The sequence below is a fragment of the Cohnella silvisoli genome (assembly GCF_021190915.1).
Classification (GTDB): domain Bacteria; phylum Bacillota; class Bacilli; order Paenibacillales; family Paenibacillaceae; genus Cohnella; species Cohnella silvisoli.
Genome location: NZ_JAIOAP010000013.1, coordinates 145,846 through 161,831, shown reverse-complemented (window position 1 = coordinate 161,831; position 15,986 = coordinate 145,846). Strand labels below are relative to the sequence as shown.

The 15,986-nt window shown below is 48.2% G+C and carries 14 protein-coding genes; 2 read left to right on the top strand and 12 right to left on the bottom strand.

Annotation, left to right across the window (positions count from 1 at the left end; translation table 11 throughout):
• Positions 1-88 precede the first annotated feature (88 nt).
• The 5 genes from K7P76_RS22730 to K7P76_RS22710 form a co-directional block, all read right to left on the bottom strand.
• A complete protein-coding gene (locus K7P76_RS22730; RefSeq protein ID WP_232187612.1) occupies positions 89-1,015 on the bottom strand; it encodes a carbohydrate ABC transporter permease in 927 nt (308 codons plus the stop codon).
• Between the two features lie 14 nt (positions 1,016-1,029).
• Positions 1,030-2,016: an ABC transporter permease gene (locus K7P76_RS22725; RefSeq protein ID WP_232187611.1), complete on the bottom strand. Its 987-nt coding sequence runs from the start codon at positions 2,014-2,016 to the stop codon at positions 1,030-1,032.
• Between the two features lie 168 nt (positions 2,017-2,184).
• Positions 2,185-3,798: a response regulator transcription factor gene (locus K7P76_RS22720; protein WP_232187610.1), complete on the bottom strand. Its 1,614-nt coding sequence runs from the start codon at positions 3,796-3,798 to the stop codon at positions 2,185-2,187.
• A gap of 27 nt (positions 3,799-3,825) precedes the next feature.
• Positions 3,826-5,598, bottom strand: a complete 1,773-nt coding sequence (locus K7P76_RS22715; protein WP_232187609.1) for a cache domain-containing sensor histidine kinase — start codon at positions 5,596-5,598, stop codon at positions 3,826-3,828.
• 155 nt (positions 5,599-5,753) lie between these two features.
• The gene (locus K7P76_RS22710; protein WP_232187608.1) at positions 5,754-6,080 is read right to left on the bottom strand and encodes a YerC/YecD family TrpR-related protein; all 327 of its coding nucleotides are present in this window, start codon (positions 6,078-6,080) and stop codon (positions 5,754-5,756) included.
• A gap of 170 nt (positions 6,081-6,250) precedes the next feature.
• Between K7P76_RS22710 and K7P76_RS22705 the strand changes: the two genes are divergently transcribed.
• Positions 6,251-6,673 carry a hypothetical protein gene (locus tag K7P76_RS22705; RefSeq protein WP_232187607.1) on the top strand — a complete coding sequence of 141 codons (423 nt, stop codon included), beginning with the start codon at positions 6,251-6,253 and terminating at the stop codon, positions 6,671-6,673.
• Between the two features lie 50 nt (positions 6,674-6,723).
• On the opposite strand, the gene K7P76_RS22700 is transcribed toward K7P76_RS22705, so the two are convergent.
• From K7P76_RS22700 to K7P76_RS22670, 7 genes are all read right to left on the bottom strand, one after another.
• Entirely contained in the window at positions 6,724-7,680 is a 957-nt protein-coding gene (locus K7P76_RS22700) for a DUF1861 family protein (RefSeq protein ID WP_232187606.1), read from the bottom strand.
• 112 nt (positions 7,681-7,792) lie between these two features.
• Positions 7,793-8,794 (bottom strand): inorganic phosphate transporter, encoded by a 1,002-nt coding sequence (locus K7P76_RS22695; RefSeq protein ID WP_232187605.1) that lies wholly within the window; start codon positions 8,792-8,794, stop codon positions 7,793-7,795.
• A 30-nt stretch (positions 8,795-8,824) separates the two neighbouring features.
• A complete protein-coding gene (locus K7P76_RS22690) occupies positions 8,825-9,439 on the bottom strand; it encodes a DUF47 domain-containing protein (RefSeq protein ID WP_232187604.1) in 615 nt (204 codons plus the stop codon).
• Between the two features lie 167 nt (positions 9,440-9,606).
• Positions 9,607-10,695 carry a GerAB/ArcD/ProY family transporter gene (locus tag K7P76_RS22685; RefSeq protein ID WP_232187603.1) on the bottom strand — a complete coding sequence of 363 codons (1,089 nt, stop codon included), beginning with the start codon at positions 10,693-10,695 and terminating at the stop codon, positions 9,607-9,609.
• A 256-nt stretch (positions 10,696-10,951) separates the two neighbouring features.
• A complete protein-coding gene (locus K7P76_RS22680) occupies positions 10,952-12,136 on the bottom strand; it encodes a Ger(x)C family spore germination protein (protein ID WP_232187602.1) in 1,185 nt (394 codons plus the stop codon).
• Between the two features lie 50 nt (positions 12,137-12,186).
• Positions 12,187-13,689 carry a spore germination protein gene (locus K7P76_RS22675; protein ID WP_232187601.1) on the bottom strand — a complete coding sequence of 501 codons (1,503 nt, stop codon included), beginning with the start codon at positions 13,687-13,689 and terminating at the stop codon, positions 12,187-12,189.
• A 138-nt stretch (positions 13,690-13,827) separates the two neighbouring features.
• Entirely contained in the window at positions 13,828-14,898 is a 1,071-nt protein-coding gene (locus K7P76_RS22670; RefSeq protein ID WP_232187600.1) for a DUF3048 domain-containing protein, read from the bottom strand.
• 163 nt (positions 14,899-15,061) lie between these two features.
• Between K7P76_RS22670 and K7P76_RS22665 the strand changes: the two genes are divergently transcribed.
• Positions 15,062-15,916: an AraC family transcriptional regulator gene (locus K7P76_RS22665; protein ID WP_232187599.1), complete on the top strand. Its 855-nt coding sequence runs from the start codon at positions 15,062-15,064 to the stop codon at positions 15,914-15,916.
• Positions 15,917-15,986 lie beyond the last annotated feature (70 nt).

The following is a 15,986-nucleotide window of genomic DNA, read 5'->3' as shown; positions in this document are numbered from 1 at the left end:
TCCCTTTTCAAATAATTGCGAATGTATACTCAACCGGCCGGTAACCGGATAGAGCCGATCCTAATCGAGGAGCCGTCTCCTCGGCTTGTTAGCCCTTTATCGCTCCGACAGTCAGTCCTTTGACGAAGAAACGCTGGAAGAACGGATAGGCGAATACGATAGGACCGATTCCGACGACCGCCATGGCCATTGTCACCGTCTCCGTCGGCAATTGGAAATCGGGATTCTGAGCCAGAATGGCCGAGTAAGCCGTTGAGTTGGCGCTTAGGAAAGTGATATCCAGCAAAGCCTGATACATTCGGAACTGGATGCTGATCAAACTGTCTTGATTGATGAAAAGCAAACTCAAAAACCAATCGTTCCAATAATTCAGCGTACAGAATAATCCTACGGTTGCAAGCACGGGCAGCGACAGCGGCAACACAATCTGGGCGAAAATACGCCATTCACCGGCTCCATCGATTTTCGCTGATTCCATGAGAGCCGCCGGCACCGAGTTGGTAAAGAAGGTCCGCAGAATAAGAACGTAGAACGGCTGCACGAAGTAAGGAATCATGAGCACCCATATCGTGTCCCGCAGATGGAAGCCTTGCGTATATAACAGATAGAAAGGAACCAAACCGCTGTTAAACAGCAGGGTAAAGAACATGATGAAGGAGAAAACCTTGCGATGCTTAAAGTCCTGTCGCGAGATGGGGTACGCATACAGCGCCATCGTTGCGAGCGCAATCAATGTACCGAATACCGTGACGAAGATGGATACTCCATAAGATCTTGCGATGCTCGCCCAGTCGCTCAGCAGGAAGTCATAAGCGCCGCTGCTGAATTTTTCCGGCCACAGCTTGTAGCCATTAACAAGCACCAACTTCTCATCCGAGAACGATACGGCGATGACAAGAATGAGCGGCAGCACGCAGAGCGCTGAATAGATCCAGAAGAAACCGTTGATCACCAAATTGGAAAAGTTCGATATTTCGTTGATTTTTTTATTGCGTTTCGCTGATACCACCGTCATTTGAGCTCACCCCCTTAGAACAATGCGTCATCTTTGCTGATCTTGCGGATAACCAAGTTCGACAACAGTACCAACACGAACCCGACTACCGCTTGATATAATCCAGCAGCGGAAGACATGCCGATATCGCCGCTGACGATAAAACCTTGATACACATAAGTATCGATAACAAGAGTCGTATCATAGAGGATTCCCGAATTGCGGGTGACCTGGAAGAACAAGCCGAAATCCGTGTAGAAAATACGGCCGATCTGCAATAACGTCAAGATGATAATGACCGGACGTATTAAGGGAAGGGTTATGTTCCAAATCTGACGCCATCTGGAAGCACCGTCAATGGTTGCGGCTTCATAATACTCGTTATCGATGCCGATGATAGCCGCCAGGAAGATGACCGCATAGTATCCGATCCCTTTCCAAGTGTTGATAATCGGGAGAATGAACGGCCACCACTTCGACTCCGTATACCAATCGATCGGCTCTGCTCCGAACCAGGGAAGAATGAATTTGTTGACGATGCCGATCTCCGGATTCAGGAAAGCGTAGACTAAGTAAGAGATGACGACCATCGATAGAAAATAAGGGAGAAACATCGTCGTTTGATGAAACTTGGCCAACCTACGGTTCCTCATCGCATTGAAGAGAAGCGCCAATGTCACGCCGATGACCAGGTTTAAGATAATAAATACCGCATTATACAGCAAAGTATTTCGGGTAATAATCGAGGCATCGGTCGTGCTGAACAGATAATTGAAGTTCTCCCAGCCGACCCACTCGCTGTCCAAGAAGCTTTGGATGAAGCTGGGAGACGAATATACGATTTGCTTGAAGGCTATCAGCGAGCCGATCATCGGGAGGTAGTTATTCATCAGCAATACGATCAGCGCGGGCGCCATCATGATATAGAAAACTCCGAATCTTCGCCAATAGTTTTGATTTTGCTTCGTACGCAATTTAGGCGTTGTCGCCCTCTTCGCGACCGCTTGCGTTGCAGGTGTCATTCTCATCGCCATCCTTTGTCTCTCTCGTACATTCATTGTACAGGGGGATGGCTTCCGGCATCTATCTACTGCGGTGACTCACTTAGCACTTTCGTGACATTGCGGAAATGTCTGGGCGATGGTCGCGCGAAACGAAAAAACGGCCCTTGCGAGCCGTCAAACTAAATGTTAAGGCAAGGTTTGATGCTTCTTACGGTATTCTTGGGGAGATAAACCCGTCATTTTCTTGAACAGCTTTGCGAAATAAGAAAAATGTACATACCCGACGCCTTCAGCAATGTTGCTCACCTTGTCGTTCGTATCGGTAAGGCGGCGCTTAGCCCGCTCGATGCGTAACTGCGCGATATAATCCGATAGAGAGTATCCAGTCTCCTTGCGAAACAATCGCGATAAATAAGCAGGATTGCGATAGACCGAATTCGCGATCCCATCCCGGGTCAATTCCGTATGTAGATTTTCTAGGATGTACGACTGCACCTTAGCAATGACGGCCGAAGCATCCCGCTGACGTTCCGCAAGCGCTTGCCCCATTTTCAACACCGATTTCCCTGCCCATCCCATCAATTGCTGCGAAGATCGCGGGGCTTGTGCGTCCGTCAATTCATTTACCATGAACACATCGTAGATTGAAAAACCTTTGCGATAAGCAGCCTGGTACAGCATATGCAGGATACCATATTGGAATAGCTCCAATGCCTCCCGGCTTGCCGATTCGGTTTGCCAATTCCTCAGTGTCTCTTCGATCCGGCTGCTCAACTCTTCATAACTGCCATTATCGAGCATCATGCCCCAATCCATAAACGATGGAAGCAAGATTCCCATGCTGCTTGTTGTTCCATGCCCGCTAACTAAAGCATCCATCACCGATTGCGGCGCAGACACATTGGACCGCTCCAATAGCTGCAATCGCTCGAGTGAACCGGCAAGCTCTTCCATGCCCACCGACTCCCCTAAATAGCAGGACACTCTGCAATGAAAATAATCGTTGCAGGCGCGCACATATTCATCGCATCGCTTATGCAGAGCAGCCCGATCGGCAACGTCGCCTTCTTTCAGATACAGCAGCACCATATTTAGTTCATTGCGATCTTGCAGCACCATGCCCGGCCATTCTCCCAAGATAGTCTCCGCTGCCGCTTTCCGCAATGCATATTCCATTATGCTTTCATCCCGCGTTTCCAATTCGACTTCCCACTGCTCGATACTAAGCAGAACGGGAAGCACAAGGCTGTCGGCATCCAGCGGAATATCATAGTATTGTAATTGCCGATTTAGCCGATCAGGCGATAGGAGTACCCGGCCAGCCAGCAAATCCTGCCAGAATCGCTCGACCAGAATCGGCAGTTGGTTCGTCCATTGCCTTCGATTGACGTCCACCATCTCTTCGAACGATTGCCGCTCTTTTCGCATCCCGATTTCAGCAACAGCTCGCTCCACGATTGCTTTTAACGCATCGTGATCAACCGGTTTTAACACGTAATCGAAGCATCCATTATGCAGCGCCTCCTGCGCATAATCAAACCGCGCATGTCCCGTGAGGAAGACGGTGAGCGTATGGGGCCGGTGATCCCGAATCCAACGCAGCAGCTCCAGCCCGTTTAATCCGGGCATCTCGATATCGGAAATAACCAAGTCAACGGGATGCTCTTCGAGCAGCCGCATCGCCTGCGCAACATCCTCAGCCTCCAGAATCGCCTCAATCGGCAAGTCGCTCCAATCGATTCCTTGCGTGATCCCCTTCAGGGCATAAATCTCATCATCGACGACGAGCATCCTAACCATATTAATCCTCCTTGCATGCTGAAAAATTTATTCTCCGCCTTCAAACGTATTCGGACGATGGATGGGAAGCCGCACCTGCACGATCGCCCCGCCGTACTCCCCATTCATGAAATGGATTCCGCCCTCGGTGCCGTACAGCATTTTGAAACGACGAAGAATGTTCCAAATGCACAGATGATGCTCGCCGGCATCCTCAAAGTGGACTCCGTTGTGCAAGTCATCCAGAAACTGCTCCGGGAATCCGGGGCCGTTGTCGGCTATCGTCAGCATGATGAAACGTTCAGGCTCCTCTTCATCGTTGCTCGATAAGATGCGAATGTTAAATGGCAGGCCATCCTGAACTCTTTTATAGAAACCGTGTATAACCGAATTCTCGACAAAAGGCTGCAACAGCAGCGGCGACAATTGTACGGACAGATGTTCGGGGAGCACTCGTATCTCATATTCCAATTTCGTGACATAGCGGATTTTCTGGATCTCTAGATAATGCTCGATATGTCGAATTTCATCTTCAAGCGGCAGCACCGTCCGATGCCCAAGCATCAAGAAACGGAAATAGTCGGCCAAATGCAAGCTCAGCTTCTGCACCGATTTGAAGTCCTTTAACGCAGCCAGATTATAAATGATATTAAGGCTATTCATATAGAAATGAGGGTTGATTTGAATCTGCAGATGCTTGTACTCCGCCTTCTGTACGCGGATTTGCTCCTCGTAAACATCGATTTTGAGCCTCTCGATCTGTTCGGCCATCAGGTTGAACGTGCCCGACATGAAGGCGAACTCGCTATTGTCCGTATTGATAGGCATCCGAACGTCGAATCGGCCTTGACCAAGCTTACGCATTCCGCGAACGAGAGCGACCAATGGCTTAAACATGACTCTCTGCAGAAAAACTAAATATAACGAAAGCACAATGGCAACGATTAACGGGATCCAGACGTAGAGCATTTTTTGGAAAAAGGGCAAGTTTTTCAAAATATACGTTTCCGGGATAACGATCATATAATGAATATCCGAGATAGCCGAGGGTTGGGTAATCACCAGAAAATGATTCTGATTCCAGGTCGTTCTCCCTTGCTTAGTCATCTCTACGATATCGCTGTGCACGACCTTTTCCTGTACGACCGGCAATGGAGAATTGGTTAGCGCGTTGCCCTCCGGATCGACTACGAACGTGGCTCCGTCGGGTCCTACGTCGAACTTGCTAACCTCTTCGTTTAACCGATCTATTTGTACTAATGCCCCAACATAAACTCCGGAATCTAGATGGACGGTTTTGATTAAATAATTGGTGTCATTGGGAATGGAGAAACGCTCCCAGCGTTGAGTCTCTTGCGGCAAATCCTTGGAGGCGAGCTTCGTGGTGTAATCGAGCAGGGCGGATTGCACTTCTGCGAAATGAAAGCTATATTGAGTAGCGAAGAACATGTCGTCGTCCTTGGGGGAATAGACAAAAAAGGTGTCGACTTTGTTATAATAGCCGGTGTCGAGCAGAAATCGTCTCGTCAGTTCCATCTTGACCATCGTGTAGTCGGAATCTTCCTCTGCCAATGATAACGTTTGCAACGATTGGATGTCCGGATCGCTTTCCTTCCGGTACAAGTATCTCATCGTTTCCAGGAGAATGGCATCATTATTCTGTACCTGCTGAGCCATAAGGTTGTTATAGTGAAGCGATATTTGATCGCGTACGACACTCGTCGCATATAGGTTGTTGTAAATGAGAAATAGCACCATGGGTGCGATCATGAGCAGAAAGCCGAATACGATTTTGAACCGTACGGATTGCCAGAAGCGCATGGATCTCCCCCCGGGGATAGCTGTCTGATGTTTGCTCTAGCATAACCTACCCTTTCCAAGACGGGCAATACGAAGTTTAAAACAAAGAAACAGCAGGGACAATTTGCTCCTCTGCTGGTTCTTCTCCACAATATAAGATGGCAGTCATCATTGCCCTATTCCTTTGCGTTATCCGCCTTGTCATCGTTACCGAACCGCCCCAAACGTTCCAAGGACATCTTATATCCGTCATTGCCGTAATTCAAGCAGCGTTTCACGCGGGATATCGTTGCCGTGCTCGCTCCCGTCTCCGTCTCGATCTTGTTATAGGTATGTCCTTTCCCTAACATCCTGGCCACTTCAAGCCGTTGCGATAAGGACTGGATTTCGTTCACGGTACACAAATCGTCGAAGAATACATAACATTCTTCTACGTCCTTCAAGGTTAGGATAGCTTCGAACAATTGATCTATGGATTTATCATTCAGCTTCTTCAGTTGCATGAGTACGCACCCTTCCCTTCACTTTGGTTCCATTGTACTGCGTACCTGCTAATAGTTCAAGCGTCACCGTATTCACGCATTACAGGGGTAAAATGTCTATGGACCTAGGCAACCGTCCACGCCCGCAGCATCCAACCGTCATAACCTATATTAAAAAAGGGTGTGACTTCATGGACGAACAACATTCACCCTCTCTGCGAAGCTGGACGCCGGGCTTCGGACAGGATCAATTCCCCGGCATCGGAGATACAATCGGTCCTCCCGCTGTCATAAATCCGACCGTGCTTCCCGCGCAAACCGTTGCGACAACAACCAAAGGCAGCCTTCCTTTCAATCTTTCCAGCCTGAGCGACATCAAAGCGATGGTTGATCGGATGGGCGGCATTGAAGGAGTTCTTTCGACGGTTGGCAAGCTCCAGAAATTCATGGCTACCGTCCAGCAGTTGGCCCCCATGCTCAAGCTATTCATGGGCAAAAAAGGCGACAAAGGCGCGAACGCCAACGCTGGGAAGAGCGGTTCGAGAAGGCGATCTACTCGTCGCCCTGCCACAAGCAAAGCCCGCACGCGGCGCAGACCGATCAAGCGGCCCTAATTAAAAACTGGCCTCGGGCAGATGATGCCGCCTAGGCCAGTTTTCTTTAATTATTTCTCATATTCCAAGAATGGATCCGGGATGACGATGACGTGAGCTTCCGCGTCGCTAACACCTGCATATAGTGAAGCCGTACCATCCTTATTCCGAATGAGTCCACCGCTGAAAATAACGTCTTCCAAGTCCGGACGTTTCGCCGGGCCATCCGGAAACATGCTGCGGGTAGCAATCAGCTTAACGGGAGAATAACGATGATGTGCGGGATCATAAGCGAATACCATAGGATAATAATGCCGAATGTTGTTCTCTTCCATGCAGGCGATATGTCCGAGCACGCCGATCATTCCGCCGGATAACAGATGGGCTTCATTGGCTCCGCCCCATTCTTCCGGTAGAAACTGATGTTTAAGCAGCCGCGCGCTAGAAATAACCTCTTCGGTCAGCCCTTCCAGCTCTCCGATTTCCGTATAACCGATCAATGCCCTGGCGCCATCGACCATCATCGGTCTCGTAAACACGCCAATGCGGCCATTCTCTAGTCCGACTAATCGAATATCCTTCATCGTCAAGGGACCTTTGGCGAACGGTTCCAGGTCGTTAATGGAATGACCGCGGTAAAACACGGTGCGCCAAGAAGTAACGTAATGGGGATCATCGCCGTCGAAATACACTTCAACCCCGCCGAATACGAGCTCGCCGCGGATGAAAGTGAAGAAGGGATCCTGTAAAGCAAATACAGGCGCACCATTTCTGGGCACCCACTCCCCCTTGCGCCGGACAAAGAACATCACTTCGGAAGCCTCATTGTCGCGGATTTCTACCCGTCCGGCAATGACAAGCTCTCCGTTGTCCATGAACGGTGCGGAAATGTTATATACATCTCGGGTTCCAACGCCGCTGAAAACAAGTTTTTCCCCTGTTAGCAGGCTACTAATCGCAGGATTGCCCGCCGTAAATTCTTTCAATAAATCAACGCTCGATTTCGCCAGTTCCGTAAATGCAAGCATGGGTGTCCTCCAGACTAAATAGAGATAGCAACATCCGTTACTCTATTGTAGCAATCTCCGACGTTCAGGTTTGGGTGGTTCCCCGCCTTTTTTCTTAAACAATGTACCCGAATTAGTCGAGAAACAAACTTAGTAAGTAATAGATAAGAGTGGCTAGTACTCCGACTACGGGAATCGTGATGACCCAAGTCATAATGATACGTCCAGCCATGCTCCACTTTACGCTTGAGAACTTCTTGGCCGATCCTACCCCAAGAATGGATGAAGTTATGGCATGAGTCGTGCTTACCGGAAAATGCGACAACGTCGCGCTAAGAATAACCGAAGCGGAAGCCAAATCCGCGGAAAACCCGTTAATAGGCTCGATCTTGAAAATTTTCGTCCCCATCGTTTTGATGATTTTCCATCCGCCGACTGATGTGCCTAAAGCCATGGAGAGAGCCGCGGACAACTTAACCCATAGAGGAATGTCCAGGTCCGGCTGGATCTTCGCGGTAACTAGCGCCAGCGTTATAATGCCCATCGCTTTCTGGGCATCGTTCGTTCCGTGGGTGAAAGATTGGAACGCAGCCGTCAGCACCTGACCGTAGCGGAATACTTTATTCACATGATGAGGGCTTGAATGGGCAAAAACACGCTTTAGTATGAACATTATACAGTAACCTAACACAAAGGCGATGATCGGCGATAAAATAAGCCACTTAATTATGGTTGTAAAGCCGCCATAGTTAATACCGTCCCAACCCTCGGAAGCAATTGCCGCTCCCGCCAACGCTCCGATAATCGCGTGCGAGGAGGAGGATGGAATCCCGTACCACCAAGTGATCAGGTTCCAGGCGATAGCCGCAATAAGCGTGGCGATAACGACCGTCAGGCCATGCTCCAGCTTAAAGGGATCCGTTATTTTGCCGCCGATCGTTTTCGCAACCCCGGTAAACATGATTGCCCCGACCAAGTTCATGACCGATGCAAGAATTATCGCCCGGCGCGGTGTAAGCGCGCGCGTTGAAACGGACGTCGCGATGGCGTTGGCCGTATCGTGAAATCCGTTGATGAAATCAAAGCCGAGTGCTAGTACTACTATAACAACAACTAAACTCATTGTATAATCCATTATATTCTAATCCGTCCCCGTTTGCGCCGATCAAGAGTTGCGCATGATAATGGATTGCAGCGTATTGGCGACATCCTCGCACGAGTCGGTCGTTTGTTCCAAACGTTCGTATATTTCTTTATGTTTAATAAGCTCTATCGGGTCTTTCACGTTCTGGAACAGATGCTTGATGCCTTGGCGCATCAAATCGTCGCCTTCGTTCTCCAGTTCGTTAATCGTCACGCAATGCGGCTGTATGGCAAGAAGTTTTTTCTGAGTGAGCAAATAGATGGCCGACTTGATTTCTTGGGCACTGCGGCGCAAGCAATCGCCGAATTTCCGAATGAATGGATCGGACTTCGTAATTTGGTACATCTCGAACCTCGAAGCGCAAGCTTCGATCCCGTCGAGTACGTCATCCAATTTCTTGATAAGCTCCATGATGTCTTCCCGCTCGATTGGCGTGATGAAGGTTTTGTTGAGCTCGGTCAAAATAATATGGGTGCATTTGTCGCCTTTGTGCTCATAATCCTTCATTTCCTTGGCGAATGCTGTCACATCCGGCAGGTCTCCATTAACGGCTTGCGCAAAACGATCAACCGTCTCATAGATAACGTCAGCCATTTCCTCCAGCGTCTTGAAAAAAATATCCTTTTTCCGGAACACGGATAACCCTTCTTTCCCATGTATGTAGCTGAATAATGATTACAATCCGTTAACGTATTTAAACACTGCGTTAACCTTTCTTATCTTATCACAGGGCGGACTAGCTTTGTATAGCCTACCTGTGTCACTTACGACACTTTTTTTAGTTTTTCATTTGCAGATGACCCCTATCCTACTGACGCGGACTTTCTCAATAGAGAAACACCAAGAAGGATCAAAGGAATCACGAGCATGAATACAGAGGCAAAGGGAGTCCATATCAACGAAAGAAAATGTTGGACGTAGATGACATTGGTGTAGCACATAAGCGATAGAACGATCATTCCGATGGCAAGCGGCCAGATTAAGATTTTCTCGTCAATGCGGAATACCTGTGCGATTCCGATAATAGCCGCATGGAAAGTGATCGCAACTTTGACGAAAATCGACAAAATCCAAATCAGCATCATCATCCCCTCCAATCGTTCCAAAAACTGGCCTATGGAGATGTTTTTTGCCATTACATAAGTAGGAAAGAAATTGTTTGCAGTCTGTGTATAGTCCAACACCACAATGCTGCCCATCGTTGTAACGACAAGAACGATACCCCCGATCAGCGTGCCGATGATAAAACCGCGGCCACGCCCCTTCCCCTTGGTAATGAAAGGATACAACATCAAAAGCACAACCATTTCCTGCAAGGAAAAAAAAGAAAACGACCCCTTCATAACAGGAGCCATCCCGAATTCCAGCACCGGTTTCAACTTGTCCAGATCAAATTGAGGCGCCAAAGAAACAATCAAAACCAGGAAAAGCAACAGGATCCACGGGAAAAAAATTTCTACCACTCGACTGTAAACCTGAAGACCTTCCCGGATCGCAACGACAATCGAAACTACAAACAGCATTTGCAAGTATTCAATCGGTGTCTCCACCAACGCTTGCGTCGTAAGGAAATAACCCATATCGCCGACCATCAGAGAAGCGAGAAGATAGCAAAAAAGCGCGAACAACAGGCCGACAAACTTGCCGATCCATTTGCCAAGGAGTTTCTCACTGTAACCTACCAGCGTCTGTTCCGGATGACGTTCCCCGAGGACGACGTACAGCCATACAAGCAGTAAATTTATGACAACGCCCAAGAGACAAGAAAGCCAGGCATCCTGCTTGGCATTAAGAGCCAAAGCGTTGGGAGCGATCAGAATGGAAGTACCGATCATGAAGAAAATAACCATTATAGTAAACGAACGATTGGTAATGGGTTGTGAGCTGAACATGGCGCCGCTCCTCTCGTGTTTAATCAAATAGAGCGTACATCGCTTTGCTCATGGGCTGGAATACAACCGTGAGCCAGTTTAATGGATTAGGCAAAGCTATATGTAACAAATATGCCGTAAATAAGGCTATAACAGAGACTGAGATCACGCAAAAAATCCATATTTCCTTCCATTCTTTCTTTCGCCATAAAGGACGGATTTCCAATATAAAAATGACACCTGTTCCAGTGATGATTAATAATACTTCCCACAAGCGCTATCCCCGTCCTTTCGTTTGATGCTCCACAGATTGCAGGATTGTTCCGATTCGTCGGGTAATGACATGGGGATACACATTTACCTGAGCATGCCGAAACACCTCGTTCCAATCCTTAATTCGATGCCATGCTTTTGGTTGTTGCCGGTGTACTTCTACGCCGAAGCCGAAGATATCTACGCCTAATTGACCTTTAACCCGAGAAATGGCTTTATCGATAATATCGCCGATTTTTCGCTCTCCTTGCAGATTAATCCAATCAATCGTTGACATCTGACTCATATCCATGTTGCATTCGACGTCCGATACGTCCTGCTCCACGCGCAAATAGACATTGATGATGGGGGTGTCACGATTCATGCGAATTCGGATGTTTGACTTTGATTGGACAACACTAAGCGAAATCTTTCCTCCATCCGGACAACTTACGATGCCCAGTGTTCTTTTAACGGAGTCCTGAACGTAATTTACCGCTTTCGTCTCGGCTTCGTCAATCCAACCGATCATCCGGTCTTCTTTGAATACAGCCGATCCTGAATAGACCAAATTTGCCTCTGGAACAATCCTCCTGTTGTTTTCCATCGTCTCGCCCACTTTGCGATTACCAGTAACCCGAATCCCGGTCATCATTGCGCTTTTTCCTTGTGTGGCCATATCGACAAGCAGTTGGTTCAAGGTAATTTTTCCAGTTCCCGCCCATAAATCGTCGGATATGGCGAGCTTCGTGTTTAAATTATTAGACGGAATAGGGTCCATGGCGCTGTAAGTTTTCAATACTTCAGATGCACTTGCACCCTCTGCGACCACCAAATAAAAATCATTACGCATCTCGGAATCTCGAGAGATATAATCCAGCGGTTTACGTATTCCCATGCGGGCAACATCTTCCCCGAAGACGATTATACGCAAATGGGAGAAGTTCAATCGCCGAGGTGAAAGCACTGTCATCCGACGCATCGCTTCCGGAAGAGTAGCGCCTGTCTCCTCAAACGTAACGGCTGGAGCCAGAGAGCCGCCCCCTCCCCTTCCTTTGGAAGAAACTTCGCGTGGATTGACAATTTGCACGGATACCCGAAACTCATTCCCAACTTTGTCAATCCCCATACCAACCACGATGGCTATTGCGTTTAACTCGTGACGATCCCAACATCCCGTTAGAAACCATGTACCTATCACCACTAACATTCCTATCCGCGTCCTGGGCTTCAATACCATACACTGCCCGCCTTTCCACATTACCGATCTCTCTGGCGTATATTGTTTTCCTTCGGGATAGTAACCGGACGTTTTTTCATCATCGGTAGGGGCAACCGGAAAAGGGTGTCTTTCTGATCCGATATACGAAACGGCGCCAACGGGGACATATAAGGTACACCGAAAGAATGAAGGCTGCACAACCGCACAACGATGACAATAAGGCCTAAGAATAAACCAAATAGACCGAAAGAAGCCGCTAATGCCATGAGGAGAAAGCGGATTATCCGAACCGTTATGCCCAAATTGAATGCCGGCATGACGAAATTGGCAATCGCGGTAATCGATACGACAATAACCATGGCTGCCGTTACTAATCCCGCTTCAACGGCGGCCTGTCCAATAACCAGCGTACCTACTATGGATATGGATTGGCCGATCGTTCTCGGCATCCGAACACTCGCTTCCCGCAGTATTTCAAATGTGACCTCCATCATTAACGCTTCTACAAAAGCAGGAAAAGGAACTCCCTCTCGTTGACTCGCTAAATTGTACAGCAAGGTTGTGGGCAACAATTCCTGATGAAACGTTGTGACCGCGATATAGAAAGAAGGAGTCACCAACGCCAATATGAATGCCAAAATTCTCAATAAACGAATCAGACTTGAGAAAACGGAGGCTTGATAATAGTCTTCGCTGGATTGGAAAAATTGCGTAAACACAGCAGGAACGATAAGCACGAACGGTGTACCATCGACCATTATGGCTATTCTTCCTTCCAATAGCTGCGCTGCGACCACATCCGGCCTTTCCGAGTTAAATACGGTCGGAAATAGCGCAAAACGTTTTTCCTGGATATGTTCTTCAATGTAATTGCTTTCCAAAACGCCATCGATTTCGATGAGTTCCAGCCTTTGGCGTACCTCAGCCAATATTTCCTTTGCTACGATTCCGTCTATATAGGCGATGGCTACCTCGGTTTTGGTCACTGTGCCTATCGTTTTCTTCTCAATCCATAAACGGCGATCTTTGATTTTCCTTCTTACCATCGCAGTATTCCAGCTAAGCACCTCCGTAAATCCTTCCCTTGGACCGCGAACAACGGCTTGGACATTCGGTTCTTCGACCTGCCTAGCCTTCAAATTTTTAGTTCCGATGGCAAGTGCTGAATTCGATCCTTCCAGCAGTAGAATACTGTCGCCGGACAACAAATGATCGAATAACGTTGTAATTGATTCGATCTCGGTAACACCCGACTCTGTAATGACATGATCTTTCAGATAAATAAGCAAGCTAGAAGAATGACCGGAATCTGCCTCGAACAAGAAAGGTCCGTTCATCAAGGAGTTCAATAGTGCTTGTGAATCCGACAAACCATCGGTATAGGCAACAATCCCTTTAACGGAAGCCGCACCGGAAATCTCGATATGTACTTCCCTGCATTTAATATCCGAACTATTTCCGCTATCTTGTTTAATCCGATGCAAATTATCCTTTAGTTGATAACTGAGCGCCTCGTCGGCGGTATCCTGTACATGATTCATGGAAGCCACCCACTTCTCGATGGAGATAAGTGGGTTTATGTTTTACATAGAAGCTCTGCTTTATTCTTCCAGTACAAATAGGATGCCCCAAAACCAAGAAGATGGCTTCGGAGCATCCCATTTTTGATAGATGTAGAACTATTGGTAAGTCACGTGTTTATCTAAAGCTGTCGAGTTCGGCACGACATGGTAATAGGTGACGCCCGGCAGGAAAGGCAATTCTTGTCCGTCTTTCATCAGGCGGATGATGTCCCCGTTCTTGCGCTCCCAATTGCAGGCAATCGCTTTGCCGTTCTGGAACAGAACCGCATCGCCGCCGCTGTCCAAATCAACGACTAATCGTCCAACGCTGTCCTTAATATCCGTCTTGGCCGATAGAACAACCAAATTGGTCGCCGTTAGCTGCTCGTCATTGTTTTTGTCTATGTGCGGTTTGCCGTTAATGAAACGGGAGTAGACCGCTTTGGTGCTGTCGTAGGTGTACGACACCTTATAGTCCGACAACATGAATTTAATCTCAATTTGCGTCGCGGGTGAGGCGGTTGCCAGCTCGGGCGGCGTTTTGCTGAAGGTGAGGACGGGCATCGTTGCCGTATCCTTGTACTTGCGTTTCACGGCTCCGGCACGAAGTTTCTCCAACGTGGAGTATACATTGTGCGGCGCTTTACGGGACTTGTCCCGGTAGAAATAGGCGCCCGCGTTCGTTATCTCGTCCAAATCTTCCTTGTGTTGTTGCTGCAGGACGGCGAATGCATCGTTGCTTGCGCCTACATGTACAAGAACACCGCTGTAAAATTCGCCTACCTGAATGAAATAAGGGCGAATGCTGCGAATCGGTCCGATCGGATCGGTGAATTCCTTGCTTTGAAATATCGCCACCAACCGAGTAATGCCGCCTTCCGCCAACAGCTCCCATACGGTATCCGCTTGCGTTAATCCCGATTGAGGACGGGCGGGGGCCAGATTATTAATCATAACCGAGAATGGCCTGTTCGTTACTTCTTTGTCCACCGGAAGCCCTGTCAGCGGAGCAATAAAATCCGCGGTTGGCGTCATGGTTTCGCTAGGAGACTCGGAGGCGCTGGCCGTGGGGACGATCGTCTCGACTGGCCGCGTCACCGTTTCTTTGGCTCCGCCGCTGCAAGCGGTTAAACCTACGAGCACGGCTGCAAGCGTAAGCTGCATCGCGATTCGTAATCGTTGCGTCATGCTCATTCTCCCTTCGCAAGTATGTACACCTCCATTAAACCATACTCGCACCCCCGGGAAAAAGAGCCCTATTCCCTTTTTTCGATTTCGCGGAGCAATTTACAAGCTTGTACGGATACGATATGGTAACGGTAAATCAATGCTAGCTTGAGGTGAGATGATCATGCGCATTCGTAAATTCGGATACTTCCCGCATAACGTCGATATGCCGATGTCTCCGGAAAGCGGCGGCACCCACCCTTATCATGAAGTTTTATTTATCTCCCAAGGGCGATTCGTGCTGGAATGGCTGGGTGAAACCTATGCCTCCGAAGGTCCTTGCTTGTTTCTGTTTGCCCAGAACACTCCGCATCTGCTTGTCGGGAAATCTGAACAGTTGCAATACCTTTATTGGGAACTAGAAATGGCTGATGAAGAATCTTTCCTTCCGCTGCCCCAACTTGTACAGTGGAATTCCATGCAAGGAAACATAGACACGTCATCAGCGGATTTCCAGCTATTATTTCGCTCCCTTGAATTGCTCGGACAGCTAATGCGGTTAATTCAAGCCTCTCCTTCAACCACGCTCAAGCAGGCTGCCCTCTTGGACATCAACAAGATTTTTCTAATGATACAGCACATCCTGGATGAAACAGTCGTCGATGCTGCCGACAAGGAATCGGATGAAATATATAACACCACACTCATCGAATCTCTAATGAGATATCTGGAAACCCATTACCGGGAAAGGGTCACGTTGCAATCACTTTCCCGTCTATTCCACGTAAGCGGGTCTCATCTTATAAGGATTTTCAAAGAGCAGCAAGGCATGACGCCTTTTCAATATTTGGATCAGCTTCGCTTGAGAGCAGCCGAAAGCTACCTCCTTAATACGAGCCATTCTATTCAAGAGATATCGGCGCTTACGGGATTTACAAGCATTCATTATTTCAGCAGACACTTCAAAAACCAATACGGAACAAGCCCCTCCCAATGGAGAAGCAAGCTTCTGCTGCAAGCGGATCATTCCCCCTCCTAGCGCTATCTGCTTGACGAGAATCAATATTGTGCAAAATCCTTTTCTGAAAATAGAAAATATAGCGTAGGAA